This is a genomic window from Stenotrophomonas sp. (genome assembly GCF_032061965.1).
Classification (GTDB): Bacteria; Pseudomonadota; Gammaproteobacteria; order Xanthomonadales; family Xanthomonadaceae; genus Stenotrophomonas.
In genome coordinates this window covers 148,043-161,960 of sequence record NZ_DAMBEF010000007.1, presented here as the reverse complement: position 1 = coordinate 161,960, position 13,918 = coordinate 148,043, and the positions used below count along the sequence as shown (strand labels likewise).

Genomic DNA, 13,918 nt, shown 5'->3' with positions numbered 1-13,918 from the left:
CTATGCCGCTACATTAACCGCGTGACCTGAGCAGAAAGCGGTGGGTCATTACAGCTGCCGCAAGCTCGGCAGGAGTGAATGGACGAACCGGAGTTTTCTCGCGCGCGTCTGAGGTGTTGATCGTGCCAGTGCCCGCATAGAGCACAGATGCGCGAAAACTTGCAGTCCCGAACGCATACGTGTTGTCAGCATTAAACCGGAGGATGCCACCACTCATGATGATGGGAGCGCCAGCGCCGCTGATAATCTGCACCTAGCCGGGAGCAGACGCACCTTCCCAAACCGTTTACCATTCTGCGCTCGGAAACAGGGGGATTTCATGAACATTCGCTATTGGCTCTATGTGCTCCTTTGTCTAGCCATCGTTGGAACCGGATTCGGCCTTGCGTGGTTAAGCTCTCACCGTGAGTTCGCAGACCCAACTTGGCTAGAGCACGAGAACGCTCTCACCGTTCAGGCCGCATGGGTGCAAGCCATTTTTTCAGTAATAGCAATTGCAGTTGCGATCGCACTTGGAGAAGTTCAGCACAGACGGACTAGACATGCTTCAAGACAAGCAGAGCTAGAACATAAGGCCGCTCAGCGGGAGCAGATCCAGAAGGCGGCGACGTGGCTCATTTTTGCCATCGAAGGCGAGTCTAGGATTCATTCGTCTGTCGCCCACGTCCTTACAGGAATTGAATTCCAGGGAGAAGGAGCCCATCTATTGAGCGAAGAGAGGACGGCCCTAATCTCCCTGATCGAGAACATTCGAACACAAGCATTTATTGCATCAGTCCACGCGTTCTCCCGGATCGAGCTTCTAAATGAGCCATCGTATGAAGCAGCAACGAGCTTACTTTCCAACGTTCTGCAAGCACAGACAAGCGCAATGCTGGCCGTAAATGCTTCCTTAAACTCTGGAGCGGGGCATATTGAAGCTCAGCGCACAACGAAAAGAATTATCAAAGATTGCAATCTCGTTGTGGATTCTGCCGCACGAGCTAAGTCGTTGATCCTATCCCAGTATCAAGTCAAACCAACCAACGATCCGCGCAATGCGATTGGGCTCAACAACTAGCCCCGCAGTCGTACTGTGTGAGCTTAGCTAACAGGAGCAACACGGATGCAGCCGAACGTTCCGATTCCTACCGACAATCTCTACAAGTTCCTCGCCACCTTCGGACTGGCGCTGATCGTCGCAGCAATGGTCGGGCTCTTTGTGATTCACAAGAGCTCGAACGACGAAATTTTTACCGTAGCTGAGATGATGTTCGCGATCGGAAAGGACGGCACTGACAAGACCGATGTCGGAAAGGACATGATGTCCGTCTATGAGAAGCGCATAGACATCGTTGCGAGCAATCGTCAGGTTGGCACGGGGGCCCTAGTGCTGATCTTTGGCATTGGATGGACCTTTGCCCTGATCGGATTTCAGCGCTGGGCCAAGATCCAACCTCTCCACGACGAGCTGCTGGAACTCCAAGTGGCCAAGGCCCGGAAGGAAGTTCACGGCTCCAACGTCTACCGCGAGCTGCCGAAGCGGCCCGAAGTGAAGAAGCCGGCGAAGAAGGCTAAGTAGCTGACAAAGAGTGAGTGCGGACAACTACAGGAAGCCATGATGGGCAAATACACGGTGTACCGGGAATTCACTGCACACGGACCAGCCGTGCAGGCGCTCGGCCTCATTTACAAGCGTTTGGAGGGTGGCTCTCTTCAGAGCGAGGAAGTCATGCCACTGATCGTCTTTACCGCTTTCAGTATTGAGGCCTACGTCAATCACTTGGGCTATGCCCTGCCCGGGTGGAAAGAGCGTAACCCTTGGAAACAGAAAATTGAGCGTCTTCACGACGCAACAGGTCGATCGTGCGACTGGGGCATGGCCCCGCTCGATTTTGCAGTTGAGGTCTTCTCTATTCGCGACAAACTTGCACACGGGAAGCCGGAGCGCATGGAAGTTACGTTCACTGCTTCAGCAGAGGAGGCAGAAGAATACTTGAACCATCCTGATCTGACCCCAGGTTGGTTCAGAACCTGCCTTAACCTCGACTGGGCGAAGAGCTCGAGAGAACGATTCTTGCGTTTGGCTGCTCACCTTGGGGGGATGTTCGGGCACGTTCAGGCGCATATCTCGCACGCCTCAGGCACGAAGTTCGACGCCTCAAAGTCTGATCCGGACTTTCCAAACCTTCAGTTGCTCGAAATAAACCCGGGATATGTCTTGCACCTCCCACCGGACTGAGCCTCCTCGGCTCACAGGCAGTCCGCCAAGCCCCCTGTTATCCTCCGCCCAACGATACGGAAAGCAGGGCTTTGAAGTGAAGGACTGGACGAAAACCGAGTAAGGAACCCCCGAAGTCCCGGGCCGGGATTCAGCGGGAGAAGCGCCAGTAAAAAGCCCCGCATCACGGGGCTTTTCTAGATCGGTACTGCAGCTAGGTCAGGCGCCGCAGCCCTCCATGCATACCTTAAACATCGCTATGCAGTGTTCCGGATCGCCAGTTGCAGCCATGCAGGCCTCGCGCTTCTGGATGCAAGTAGTGGTGCAATTTGCCGCAGAGGCCATTCCCCCCGCCACAGCCATAGTGAGTACCGAAACTGCGATCACTTTTTTGATCAACTGCCTCATGAAGTAGCCCTCCATAGCCTGACAATTCAGGCAGCCGCAGCGTAGGACAGACGCCCAGCACAATCCCGCTGCAACGCGTCACAAATGGATTTCGCAATGGCCACCCAATTGATCCAGCCCCAGAAAGTCGAGTTCTCGATAAGCCACCTGAGGTTTGCCGTCACCGATCCAGCTCGCGGCACGCCTTACAGAAACCCGGAACTGACGCGAATCTCTGGCTCCTTCCCATCACCGATGAGCGGATCGACCACGCTTCCCATCCTTGCGCTGCGCAGTCTCGCGACTTTGTGCGAAGTCCGGGAAGGTCTCCGCCAACGATGCCGAGTCCGGCAGGATGTAGAACACGCCGCCACGCTCGAACGTCGGGGCGACTATCTGCTTGTAGAACGCCGGCGACAGGTTGATGCAGCCGTGCGTGACGCGATTGTCATCAGGCGACGGCGAGGCAAGCCGTTCGACGCGCCGTTCTGCTGGGACGCCGGTAGCGGTGGGATGGATGGATACTGCCGATTCGTAATCCACCCATAGCACGCGCCCTGCATCAATAGATGGGCCGAAGCCACCGATAAAGCGCCCGGCAGGCGTCGTGCGATCCCGCCCGGGAATCTCGCGCAGCGCGAGGCCGGCTACACCGGGAGCCGTGTGATCGCCAGCTGCCGAGCCGAATAGTCCCGGTGCCGCGCCACGAAGCCGACCGTCGCCGCCGAACACCAGTATCTGTGCCGCCGCCTTGTCCATGATCGCGAACGGATAGCCCTGGTTGTCCTTGCTTGCAACAACCCAGCCCGCCAGTTCAATCACGGTATCGGACACCTCTTGGCCGGGCGGCAGCTCATCGACGGCAGCGACCGGTTGTGCAACTGCGTCCTCGGCACTGGCCATGTCGATGCTGGTGAAGGCCATTGCCAACGCCAACGCGCCACACGCAGCTCGGAGTGCACTGTATGAGTACGTACGGATAGGACGGTTCCTCGAATCAATGCTGCATGACGAAAAGGAAACCAGTGGCCAGACGGCCACTGGATCCGGGACTCAGACGTTCGTCACGAACGCCACTATCAGCCGCGGGGCGTGCGACGTGGCGCGCTTTCGAGCTGCTGGACGCGGCCTTCAATTTGATCCAGCCGTTGATTGGCCTGCTGTGCGGATTGATTGGCGGATTCAGCGCTCTGTGCGGCGCCCTGCACCTTTGTGTCGAGTGTATCGAGGCGTGAGTTGATCCCTGCGAACTCGTCTTTGTAGGTCGCACAAGATGCAAGACCCATGGTGGCAACGATCGCCACACCGAGCGTGCGTGCCATTACCCAATGCTGCTTGGTCATAATCATTCCACTCCCTCCTTTGTCTGGGGAAGCTGGAATATAGCGGCCTTTTTCACCAAGGTCGCAACACGCTTTCAGCTGACGTTGGCGTACGTAAATGAGCAGTGAAGCGGTGGCGAGCAGCGGCGATGCCGCCTGAACACAGTGGCCAAAGTGCAGGATCAAAGCACGGATTTACCACGCTGTTTTAGCAATTCGTTCTCAAACAAGGAGACCGATGGATAGTGAATACGCGAGCTGTTTCACCAGCTGCAGCATCAGTATTTCTTCGACTCATCCCTATTCATTGCAACCAGACACCGGCATGCATCGCGAGCAGCAAACACGGATCGAGACGATTCCATCGTCGCCGCAACATGGCCCCGCGCATTGACCTCCGCTGCATGCGCAAACGTGCTGAGTGCCGCAGCATGCCAACGGGAAGACAACGCCTGGGGCATCCATTTATTGTTGACCGATGCCATTGCAGAGATCACGGATCCTTGCCGAAAGATGCGCGCTCTCTTGATGCGTTCAATGACTTGCGGGACCCGCATATGTTGATACTGGATCATCGCCTGCGCCGATCAACCCACCTCGCTCATACCTGCGTCGCCATTCTTTCCCAGAGCCCTGCCCATTTGCTCGGCGACGCCCGTGCCAGGCTGGCCTATCAGCCTGGCCCTGCCGAACAACCCGTCGGGGGTGCAGCTGGAAGAGACGCTTCGGGGCAGGTAGCGACCCGCCGACGCCCGCATAAAATTTCCTCGGCCTCCGCCGAAATGTGAAGGCCCTCAGGGAATTTCTTCACATTTTTTTTGCTAAATTCAAGCCGGGCAGTCGGCGCGATCTAGGGATGTTCATATACGCAGTCCGTGTGAGGACTATGCAAGGGCGACTGACGGTGTCGCTGGTGGATTGGCCGGAGGTCTCTGTTGCCGTCAAGCAGGATCCGTTGGTTGAACTGAAAGCCGCCTTGTTGGCAAGCATTGCCAAACAGGCGCGGACGCGCACGCCTATTCCCACACCAAAGGCAAAGCCCTCCTCGACTTTCTTCGTCCGTCTTTCGGCCGGCGAAGCCATGAAGGTCATGGTCATCAATGAGATGTTCGCCGGCGGCTTGAACCCCGCTTCGGTGGCGTCGGCGCTGGGTCTGGAAAAGACCGCCATCAGCAACGCCATCAACCTCTCCCAGCCCACCGACGTCGAGCTGCTCAACAAGATCCTGAACATGGCGGGCAAGCGCCTGCTGGCCTATACGGTCGCATCCTGAGCCCGGCCAGCGCGCCAGATGAATGCGCGCCGATGCTGATTGAGAGCAAGTGAGATCTTTTGAGAAAGTTGGTGAGTGACGGCAACTTCCGTTGATTTCTAGACTCCGGCCGCGACGCCATAAGGAGACTGTCCCCGAGGCGCCGCAATCCCTGGACCTAGAGAATCGAAACATGGCTGGAAACGTCAAACTCAACAAACTGAACGAGCTGGAAGGCTTCATTGGCGCCGCGCTGGTGGACACCAATAGCGGCATGGCACTTGGCCTGCTGGGCGGTGGTTCGCTCAACATGGAAGTGGCCGCCGCTGGGAACACCGAAGTGGTGCGCGCAAAGCGCCGCGCTGCCGCCTCGCTCGGCATCACCGATGCGATCGATGATGTGCTGATCACCCTGTCCAAGCAGTACCACCTGATCCGCCCGTTGGAGAGCAATCAGGACCTGTTCCTTTATGTCGTGCTGGACCGTTCCAGGGCCAACCTGGCCATGGCACGCCATGAACTGAAGGCGTTTGAACAGACCCTCGATTTCAAGTGAGATCGCGCTTCAGCGATCTGCATGGGCAAACCCGGTTGAACCGGGCTTGCCTGTCCGCCTTGTTGGCATGGCTTCCCTGCCATAGCGGGGCGTTGCCTATCGTCCAGCAGATGGCATCAGCTGCACGCCGCATGCCTAGCGTTCGGCAGTGATGCGCGCTTCTTGAATATCTGCCAGCCCATTATCGAGGCTGGGGCCTCGCGATCCGGTTGCTCCCCGCAATGGCCAAGGAAGCCTTGCGCCAAGCAGAGAGATTGCAAGCTGTGAAGACACCACGTCAGCTCTGGCAGGATCCTCCTGGTGGTGCTGCTACGTCGATCAAGATTTGCAGCGCTCTGCGCTGTGGAATATGCGCCGGTCATCCCGGCACGCCCTGTCGATAAAGTCGCCCTACCCCGTCCGTGGCTGCGGCAGTGCACGGCACCATCACGTTGCCCGGGGACAGAATCGGCTTACCGCACACCGGCAGGTAGCCATGAAGGACAATATCTATACCGCGCTGCGCGAAAGCCATGACCGGCAGCGCTCCCTGTGCCGCAAGCTGCTGCGCTCGCAGCCGCATACCGAACGCCGGCAGGAACTGTTCTCACTGTTGCGGATCGAACTGGCAGCCCATGCTGCAGCGGAGGAACGCTTCCTCTACGCGCCCATCCTGATGCATGACGCTGGCCTGGATTCCTCCCGCCACGCACTGCATGAGCATCACGAGATCGACGAGATCATCGAGGACATGCAGGTCGTCCGGAAAACCGGCGCTGGCTGGCTGGCCAAGGCCCGCAAGCTGTCTGAGAAGGTGCACCACCATTTGCGTGAGGAGGAGAAGAAGTTCTTCCAGGTCTCCGGGAAAATCCTCAGCGAAACCCAGAAAGCGCGCTTGGCCGCGCAGTACCGGAAAGATTTCCAGCGCATGCACAAGGCACTGAGTGCAGAGTGAAGGCAGGCAGGCAGGTCCGCGCCGCGCATGGCGCCGGCGGTGTGCCCCGCCTGTCTGCGCTCGTGCAGGTTCGGTATCTGGTCCAACCAGCGCCCCTCCTTGTCCGCCCAAAGGCATTCCAAGCAAGAGGGCACGCGTGGCTGGTGGCTTACGGTAAGCGACGAGCGATTAATAATCTGTAATCCGTCGCAATGACATGGCGCCATGGGCGCGCGTGCTACGTGCCCTGCCCGCGTCCTCGCTGAAGCAGAACACGGCAGTCTCCCCTTGGAGATACAGCAATGCACATCGTCGACATGTTCAACAAGCTGGCCGGCAAGGTGGCGCGCTCCGCAGGTTCGCTGGGGGCGTTCATCGTTGCGCTGGCGGTGATTGTGGTCTGGGGCGCTACCGGCCCCCTCTTCCAGTTCAACGATACCTGGCAGCTGGTCATCAATACCGGCACCACGATTGTCACCTTCCTGATGGTGTTCCTGATCCAGCACACGCAGAACGTGGATTCGGCAGCGCTGCAGATCAAACTGGATGAACTGATACGCGCCAGCAAGGAAGCAAACAACGAACTGCTCAACCTGGAGGAACTTGATGACGCACGCCTGGAGGAGATCAGGCGTCGCTACGAGGCACTGGCCGAGACAGCCGCTGCCGCACAGGCGAAGAAATCGCGGTGCATGCCAAATGACCAAACCCCGGCATCCAGGTAGGGATCTACTACTGCCGCACCCGGCGGACTTCCGCCGAAGCCGCTTCCACAAAGCTTGAATTAACGCACATTCATGTAGTGACGCAGCTCTTTACATGACCGTGACCAGCTACTCGATAATTTTGCCGCCAACTCGGGAATGTTGGTGGATATGGCTTATATCGGGCGCCACATTACGGCTATGGAGTGGAATGAGCTGCACGCGGCCTACGTGCAGTACGGGACAAGCGCGGGATTCTGGGATACCTACCAGGCGATCATGGATGCGGCTTCGTTTCGAACTGGATGCCCGCGGCAGGTTGCCAACGAACTGCTGCAGGCAGCGGTGCGTCTGGGTGCGGTCAAAGACCCCCACTATCTCTAGGCCGCTCGCCCTGCGCCGCATCTACCGCGGCATTGCGCGTCGCACGCAGAACGCCGTGAGCGCCAACGCGCCCAGCCACAGCAGCACGATCACCACCGCAGCGGTCCGGCTGCTGGGGCGCTGCGCAAACGCCTCGGCCCGCTGCCTCGCCGAGGCCAGCACGGCCGGTGGGACCAGGCGCATCACCAGCGCCAGCCCCAATGGCACGATCAGCAGATCGTCCAGATAGCCCAGTACCGGGATGAAATCCGGAATCAGATCGATTGGGCTGAAGGCATAGGCAGCAATCAGCAACGCCAGCAAGCGTACGCAGGTGGGCGTTGCTGGGTCGCGGGCGATGAAATACACGACCAAGGCCTGACGTTTCAGTGCTTGGGCCCACGCCCGCAACCGCGACAACGCGTTGCGCATGCTGAAGCGGTTCATGCGCAGCCTGGCGGCAATCGACTCAGGCGTGCTGCAGGATGTTGACCAGCTTGCCCAAAGGATCGCGCACGTAGAACCGCCGCACGCCCCAAGGCTCGAGCACGGGGCCGTACTCCGGGGTCAGCCCGTGCTGCTGCACCCTGCGCAGGGCCTCATCAAGGTCATCAACCTCCACCGACAGGTCGGGTACTGGGGTGCCGGACCCGCCTTCGCTGGCAAACCCGATCTGCACGGATTGGCTGGCGCCAACATAGGAGCGTATCCAACCGCGATCCATGGCCAGTTCCAGACCGAGAATTTCCCGGTAGAAGCTGTCCGCTGCGGAAGGATCGGCAGCTGCCACGGTGGCGACGATGCGTTTGACCCTCATCCAGCTGCTCCCCGTGTAGTGACCAGGCCCCAATCATCCCTGCCGGGATGTTAATGGCAAGTCCAACAATGCACCGCCGTTGCGGATTCTGCATGAACGCGCCGACTACAAACCTTGCGTGCGCCGCCGGGCTACCTTCGACGGTCGCACGCCAGCATTGGGCGTTCGCTCAACGGCTCTTCTGCTCGCGATTGGGATCATCGGGGTCACGCCCGGGTATATCGGGGTTTCCCTGGTCCGGCATATCCGGGTTAGGCCGGTCAGGATTGCTGGGATCGCGGCTGGGATCGGGGCGGCCCGGTTGCTTCGGGGCATTCGGATCGATGGGTGTCGGGGTGCTCATGGGTGACCTCTCGCAACGCGACATGTGTGCCGCAGCACCGAGACTGCAACGTGCGGCGTTACACGACAGTGCGCTGGTGGCCGTGCTACCTCACATGCCTGCGACGGGTTCTACCCCGCTAACGCGGACACTTCAGTTAAGCCCCACGATGGAGTAGGAGGAGTGCCATGCAGCAGAGAGCTGCATGCTCGCGTTGTCGAATGGAACAGGCTCGTTGCATCTAGCGACTTCCACAGCCTGCCCGGTAGAACAACAGGCTATCGTAGGTACATGGACCTAAGGACAAGAGGAGAGTCAACCTCAATGGAACCGAATAGCCCAAAGCGTGGTGAATTCTTCTGGTTGCGGCCCGACACCACCCGACCTGGCCGGGGGCACGGCGTGGTATTTGAGAATGTGAAGGAGTTGCTCACCCCGCCGCGACTCATCCTGCGTCCTGAAGGCGGTGGCTTCCCTCATCTGGCCTCGGTCCCCCGGCTAGTGTATTCCCCAAAGAAGGGGGATCCGCCGGAAGACCTCGAAGGGGGCATGAGCGGCTACTGGCTGGTCTCCGAGCGCCTGAAGTTGGTATTCGAGCAGGTGGATCCGGATGGATTCAAGTTTGTCGAATGCGACTACCGCGCGCCGGACGGCTCTGCCCTCTCCCCTTACTACCTTTGCGAGGTTGCGCGCGTATTGGACGCGGTGGATGAAGGCGCGTCAACGATGCAGGTTCTTGTCAGTGACGAGTACCCAACGGGGAAGATTTACGACCTGACCGGCGGCGCGAGTTTGGCGTTTCGTAAGGACGTGATCGGTCAGGCGCACGTATTTCATACCCCATTTTCGGGAAGCCTGACCTTCTGCGATCGCCACCTGCGCAATGCAGTCTGGAGCGCAGGAATTGGCGGGCCAGATGCCTCTCGAGGGCTGCGCTTCAAGGATGCAGCTGATATCTGAGGTGACGTCATGGTTTCAGGGATGAGGGAATGACATGCCACGCAATGACCCAATTCTTCGCCTGCACCACGTTCTTGAGCAACAGTCCTTTGGCAACGACGAGCTCTTGGACGCTTTGGTGGACACCGGTCGCGTAAGGAAGCACGCGGCGGAGAATCTGCTTTACATGCCAAGGGACCAGGCACTGGCAACCGCCTTTGGCGTTTCCCCACACGGCGGTGGGCCAATAGGTGACTATCAAGACGGCATCGCCTTGCAGCTGGAGAAGCTCAAGCTAACCCGCGACGGAATGGACGCATTGTCCGGCAATGACCAGGCACTGGATCGGATGGCGGGGAAGGTGCACCGGCTTGGCGACACGATGACCATCGGCTTGGTCAATGGTGACCTGTACACCAACACGCCGCTCGGAGCGAATGGCGACGACATTCGCAAGCGCACGCAGTATTTCAACCAGAACATTGATGCATATGGCCATGCTCATGCAGGCCAAATCGGGGCGCTGAAGTCACTTTCTCCCCTCGATCGTAGCTACCTCACGGTCACGCACTCGGAAGGCCGAATCGTCACGCTGCTGGGCTACATGCACCAGTCGCCCCATAGCCTGACTAAAGGTGGCAACGCCGACTTGCAGCGTACCGCACTGGGTCAAGCGATCAGCAACGCGCACAGCTCTGGAAGGGTGACCATGTCCCCCGGCGGCATCCAGGTGGTCGAGAATGTGTTGGGAGCAGAAGCTGCAGCGTCACTGCGTGGGCCACGTGGCCAGAAGGGCTTCGCAACCCTGGAGATGCTCGTCGGCGACGGCTCTGCCCGGACGCTCGTTCGGCAGGGAGGTCTGCTGGCCACCGGTGCTTCCGCAATCCTGACAGCAAACCGTGCCAAAGAGCTGGCAGAACAGGGCAACGACACGGTGGCCAAGTCGGAAGTTGCCCACGGCATTGCAAGCGGCATGGGCGCTTGGACCGGCGGTGCTGCTATGTCCATGACCCTGGGTGGTACCTCCGGATTCTTGCCGGCGGCCGCGGTCATGGGCGAAGCCGTCTTGGTCAGTAAGGCCTTTGACAAGGCGGTGGACCACTGGGACAGCCACCAGATCTATAACCAAACTGACCGCGCAGGCGTGAACTGGAAGTACGACGGGAAGAATTGGGAACGGCAGGAAGCGTTCGCAACGACCCGGGACGACACCGAGTCCTTGAAGCTGGCGCCGGGAGTAAAACTCACGCCGGTGGTAGCGGACTACGAAACCTCCATGGAACTCAGCGCGAAGGCCAATGCCACCGCCATCGAATACGCACTCGCGAAGGCCCCCAAACCGAAGGATCCGTTTGACCTTCCAGCCGCCGCCGGTGGCCAGGTGGGTATGGACAACCCGAACTGGCGCCGAAATCCTGATACCGAAGCATGGGAGCGGCACAGCCGGCTGGATGCTCGCGGGATCAACCCATCCGTCGATTTCCCGGTTGAAACAGCGAACGCAGAGCAAACCAGACGCTTGAATCAGCAGTCCATTGAGCGTGTCGAGGACAATATCGCCAATGGGCGCGAAGGATTGTCCCAGGCGTATCTGGAAGCCAGCGCAATACAGCGTGCCCGGGACTATGGGGTAGACGTCCCCTCGGCGGTGGAATATGCGCGCGCGAAGCCCGACCGCGTTCAAGGGAGTGATGACGCCACCTACCAGCAAACCCACGGTGGCCAGTGGGTGGGAACTCACGGCCCAGCCACTGGCAATATGGCGCTTGAACTGGACGTGACACAACGGCTGCGCCAACCTTCGCTCGAGCGGTCACAGGAGCAGTTGGCGGCCATTCAAGCACTCCCATCACCCTCCCAAGAGCAGCGCGATCGCAGCGACCTGCTGCACCGCTATCAAGTGGCGGGAATCAATCTGAACGCACAGCAGCACAATATGGACGCAGTAGAGTTGGCTTCCAAACGTACCCTGGCAGCAGCCGGTGTCACGGGCCAAACCATGCAAGCACTGAAACCAGATGAGCGGGGAAGCTACGGTTACGACAGCCCTATCGTGCACTATCAAGTGGGCCCCAATGGCGTGGCGCGGGAAGTTGCGTTCACCACAAGCGAGGAGCTTCGCCAGGCCAAACAGGAATTGGCCACGCCCGCACAAACACCGGTGACCTCGTTGGCCGGCATTACCGTCAGCGGGTCAGGAAGCCCTGCCGAACAGGAGGTTGCATCCCAAAATGAGCGGGGCAACCAAGGGCCGCAATTAGCAGACACCCCGGAACACCCTGACCACGCCACCTATATGCGGATACACAGCTGGGTTTCTGGCACGGGGAAATGGGATGAGGAGCAGAGCCGCAATGTGTCCGCAGCGCTCTACAAGCAGCAGGCCAATGATCCCCTTCTAAAGCAGGTCGACCACGTCACGGGCAGCTTAGGAAAGGATGGCGCTCACAATGTTTTCGCGGTCTACGCGCCATATGGAATGGACAAAGGGCCCATCTTCCATGCGCACGTGGACGGCCGTCAGGTGGCGCAGGAGCCGGCGCAGCAGAACCTGCAACAAGCTGAGGACATCAAGCAGTCGCAGGAGCGACAGCAGGCGCAGGACCTAACACGACAGCAGTCAGAGCAGCAGGAGCGCGGATCTCAGCACAAGCTGTAACCCGCGAGTACGTCACCAGTCGATGAAAACCGCAATGTGGTTCGTAGAAGTGCTGGGTGATGTGGGCGATCAGGCCGGTCTCGATGGCACGTTCATTGGCCTCGTTTCCCAGCCCGCGGAATTCGAACAGGGACGGGTCCTTCAGGGTCTGGCGCGCCACCTCGGAGTTCGGTGCGGGGAGTCGCAGCTGGAAGTCGGTCGATGCGGCCCCTATCCGCTGTTGGAGCTGGTCGCGGATGTTGGCTTCCAGGGGGTGCGGGACCAGCCCCCGGATCGCCTGTTGTGCATACCACAGCCGCTCTGTCGGGGTGCTTAGCTTGCTCAGACGCACCACGTTGTGGCCTCAGGGCAATTGGTCAACAAGCTGTTGACCAATTCGTTCAGGTTTCCACTCTTGCGCGAAAGGGCGCATATATTTAAGGCTTGTGGTCGAAAATCCTCGAATGTCGGGGAACGCGGCGTGCAGATCATTTACCAGATGATCAATGACCTTGGTGTCCCAACGTTGCCGGTCTTGGCGCTCGAGTATCTCGTGACCGATTTGCAATTAGAGCTAGATCAGCTCGGCATTGACGGCTAAAGCAGCCGACTGTCGGGCGGCGCGCACGCGGGATTTGAGACTGGCCAGCCTCTTCTTCTTTAGATCAGCCAGTTGGATTCAGGGCGAATAATCGGTGTCAATCAGACGCCAGGTCTACTCTAGATAAGTCACCGATTCGGTGGGGTAAGTCGAGCTGATCAAACTATGTCGTTTACGTATGGCCAGGTTATGCTTTCAAGCACATTCACGCTGTGAGGCCAGTTTGATCATGATCGGCGGCGGGCTGATCAGAGCTCCGTTTTCCTGATCACGTTCTATTGTCCCCGACGGTCAGATTGCCTGGTGCGCGCAGCCCGTTTCGGCAGCGGAGCGAAACGTAAGAGCACACTTGCTCGATTAGTAGGGAAACACCTACACGCTGTAGGGTAGAAACCGCCTTGAATAGGGCTTCCCCCGATAGGAAGCTTCCAAACTTCAGACAGACAACCACCGTGCTGGGGGAGTCATGAACGAAGAGTCCCTATGGACCCGCTTCAACGATCTGGCACAGGAACTGATTCTCTGCTCGTTCTCCCTGCGGTTGGAGGAGCGCAAGGACAAGTTGCTGGAGCTGCATCTGATTGGTGCCAGACTGGAGCAGCTGGTGCTGAACAGACAGGACGAATACCAGGCGGTATGCCGGATGGAAGGCTTGGTTTACCGCGCCAGTAGTGCCGTGAGCGCTGCGGAGCAGTGCGAGAACATCCGCGAGAAAGGCGGGCGGCTTTACAGCTACATGGGCTACTGACTGCAGGTCGTTCCGGGATGCTGCTGGTGTGGCCTGTGGCGTTTGACTCATGTTGTCGGCAAGCAAGAGCGATTCCCGCCTTCGCGGGAATGACGCGCTGAAGCGATTCCCGCCTTCGCGGGAATGACGCGCTGGAGCGATTTCCGCCTTTGCGGG

15 protein-coding genes are annotated in these 13,918 nt (G+C 59.1%); 11 read left to right on the top strand and 4 right to left on the bottom strand.

Annotation, left to right across the window (positions count from 1 at the left end):
- Positions 1-319 precede the first annotated feature (319 nt).
- From RT460_RS05960 to RT460_RS05950, 3 genes are read left to right on the top strand one after another with little or no spacing between them, the layout of a single operon-like run.
- The gene (locus tag RT460_RS05960; RefSeq protein ID WP_313317742.1) at positions 320-1,060 is read left to right on the top strand and encodes a hypothetical protein; all 741 of its coding nucleotides are present in this window, start codon (positions 320-322) and stop codon (positions 1,058-1,060) included.
- A 45-nt stretch (positions 1,061-1,105) separates the two neighbouring features.
- Positions 1,106-1,561, top strand: coding sequence for a hypothetical protein (locus tag RT460_RS05955; protein ID WP_313317741.1), 456 nt, complete (start codon positions 1,106-1,108; stop codon positions 1,559-1,561).
- A 39-nt stretch (positions 1,562-1,600) separates the two neighbouring features.
- Positions 1,601-2,221 (top strand): hypothetical protein, encoded by a 621-nt coding sequence (locus tag RT460_RS05950; protein ID WP_313317740.1) that lies wholly within the window; start codon positions 1,601-1,603, stop codon positions 2,219-2,221.
- A gap of 615 nt (positions 2,222-2,836) precedes the next feature.
- Here RT460_RS05950 and RT460_RS05945 read toward each other — a convergent pair.
- Together RT460_RS05945 and RT460_RS05940 are read right to left on the bottom strand one after the other, a co-directional pair.
- Positions 2,837-3,523: a hypothetical protein gene (locus tag RT460_RS05945; RefSeq protein WP_313317738.1), complete on the bottom strand. Its 687-nt coding sequence runs from the start codon at positions 3,521-3,523 to the stop codon at positions 2,837-2,839.
- Between the two features lie 143 nt (positions 3,524-3,666).
- Positions 3,667-3,936, bottom strand: a complete 270-nt coding sequence (locus RT460_RS05940) for a hypothetical protein (protein ID WP_313317736.1) — start codon at positions 3,934-3,936, stop codon at positions 3,667-3,669.
- A gap of 877 nt (positions 3,937-4,813) precedes the next feature.
- Here RT460_RS05940 and RT460_RS05935 point away from each other — a divergent pair.
- The 5 genes from RT460_RS05935 to RT460_RS05915 all read left to right on the top strand — a co-directional run bounded on the left by RT460_RS05935 (position 4,814) and on the right by RT460_RS05915 (position 7,718).
- Positions 4,814-5,182: a hypothetical protein gene (locus tag RT460_RS05935; RefSeq protein WP_313317735.1), complete on the top strand. Its 369-nt coding sequence runs from the start codon at positions 4,814-4,816 to the stop codon at positions 5,180-5,182.
- Positions 5,183-5,354: 172 nt separating this feature from the next.
- Positions 5,355-5,717 carry a roadblock/LC7 domain-containing protein gene (locus RT460_RS05930; protein ID WP_313317734.1) on the top strand — a complete coding sequence of 121 codons (363 nt, stop codon included), beginning with the start codon at positions 5,355-5,357 and terminating at the stop codon, positions 5,715-5,717.
- Positions 5,718-6,192: 475 nt separating this feature from the next.
- Positions 6,193-6,651, top strand: coding sequence for a hemerythrin domain-containing protein (locus tag RT460_RS05925; protein WP_313317733.1), 459 nt, complete (start codon positions 6,193-6,195; stop codon positions 6,649-6,651).
- A gap of 281 nt (positions 6,652-6,932) precedes the next feature.
- Complete coding sequence (locus RT460_RS05920; RefSeq protein ID WP_313317732.1) at positions 6,933-7,355, top strand: low affinity iron permease family protein; 423 nt, start codon at positions 6,933-6,935, stop codon at positions 7,353-7,355.
- Positions 7,356-7,499: 144 nt separating this feature from the next.
- Positions 7,500-7,718 (top strand): hypothetical protein, encoded by a 219-nt coding sequence (locus RT460_RS05915; protein WP_313317731.1) that lies wholly within the window; start codon positions 7,500-7,502, stop codon positions 7,716-7,718.
- A gap of 21 nt (positions 7,719-7,739) precedes the next feature.
- On the opposite strand, the gene RT460_RS05910 is transcribed toward RT460_RS05915, so the two are convergent.
- Both RT460_RS05910 and RT460_RS05905 read right to left on the bottom strand, forming a co-directional pair.
- Complete coding sequence (locus RT460_RS05910; RefSeq protein WP_313317729.1) at positions 7,740-8,144, bottom strand: DUF1232 domain-containing protein; 405 nt, start codon at positions 8,142-8,144, stop codon at positions 7,740-7,742.
- A gap of 22 nt (positions 8,145-8,166) precedes the next feature.
- Positions 8,167-8,514 carry a VOC family protein gene (locus RT460_RS05905; protein WP_313317728.1) on the bottom strand — a complete coding sequence of 116 codons (348 nt, stop codon included), beginning with the start codon at positions 8,512-8,514 and terminating at the stop codon, positions 8,167-8,169.
- A 613-nt stretch (positions 8,515-9,127) separates the two neighbouring features.
- Between RT460_RS05905 and RT460_RS05900 the strand changes: the two genes are divergently transcribed.
- From RT460_RS05900 to RT460_RS05890, 3 genes are all read left to right on the top strand, one after another.
- Entirely contained in the window at positions 9,128-9,796 is a 669-nt protein-coding gene (locus RT460_RS05900) for a DUF1629 domain-containing protein (RefSeq protein WP_313317727.1), read from the top strand.
- 34 nt (positions 9,797-9,830) lie between these two features.
- Complete coding sequence (locus RT460_RS05895) at positions 9,831-12,434, top strand: XVIPCD domain-containing protein (protein WP_313317726.1); 2,604 nt, start codon at positions 9,831-9,833, stop codon at positions 12,432-12,434.
- A gap of 1,046 nt (positions 12,435-13,480) precedes the next feature.
- Positions 13,481-13,762 carry a hypothetical protein gene (locus RT460_RS05890; protein WP_313317725.1) on the top strand — a complete coding sequence of 94 codons (282 nt, stop codon included), beginning with the start codon at positions 13,481-13,483 and terminating at the stop codon, positions 13,760-13,762.
- The last annotated feature ends 156 nt before the right edge of the window (positions 13,763-13,918 follow it).

Excerpts from the sequence above, each read along its gene's own strand:
- RT460_RS05960 (WP_313317742.1), top strand. The coding sequence starts at position 320 with ATGAACATTCGCTATTGGCTCTATGTGCTCCTTTGTCTAGCCATCGTT.
- RT460_RS05955 (WP_313317741.1), top strand. The coding sequence starts at position 1,106 with ATGCAGCCGAACGTTCCGATTCCTACCGACAATCTCTACAAGTTCCTC.
- RT460_RS05950 (WP_313317740.1), top strand. The coding sequence starts at position 1,601 with ATGGGCAAATACACGGTGTACCGGGAATTCACTGCACACGGACCAGCC.
- RT460_RS05940 (WP_313317736.1), bottom strand. The coding sequence starts at position 3,936 with ATGATTATGACCAAGCAGCATTGGGTAATGGCACGCACGCTCGGTGTG.
- RT460_RS05930 (WP_313317734.1), top strand. The coding sequence starts at position 5,355 with ATGGCTGGAAACGTCAAACTCAACAAACTGAACGAGCTGGAAGGCTTC.
- RT460_RS05925 (WP_313317733.1), top strand. The coding sequence starts at position 6,193 with ATGAAGGACAATATCTATACCGCGCTGCGCGAAAGCCATGACCGGCAG.
- RT460_RS05920 (WP_313317732.1), top strand. The coding sequence starts at position 6,933 with ATGCACATCGTCGACATGTTCAACAAGCTGGCCGGCAAGGTGGCGCGC.
- RT460_RS05910 (WP_313317729.1), bottom strand. The coding sequence starts at position 8,144 with ATGAACCGCTTCAGCATGCGCAACGCGTTGTCGCGGTTGCGGGCGTGG.
- RT460_RS05905 (WP_313317728.1), bottom strand. The coding sequence starts at position 8,514 with ATGAGGGTCAAACGCATCGTCGCCACCGTGGCAGCTGCCGATCCTTCC.
- RT460_RS05900 (WP_313317727.1), top strand. The coding sequence starts at position 9,128 with ATGGACCTAAGGACAAGAGGAGAGTCAACCTCAATGGAACCGAATAGC.
- RT460_RS05895 (WP_313317726.1), top strand. The coding sequence starts at position 9,831 with ATGCCACGCAATGACCCAATTCTTCGCCTGCACCACGTTCTTGAGCAA.
- RT460_RS05890 (WP_313317725.1), top strand. The coding sequence starts at position 13,481 with ATGAACGAAGAGTCCCTATGGACCCGCTTCAACGATCTGGCACAGGAA.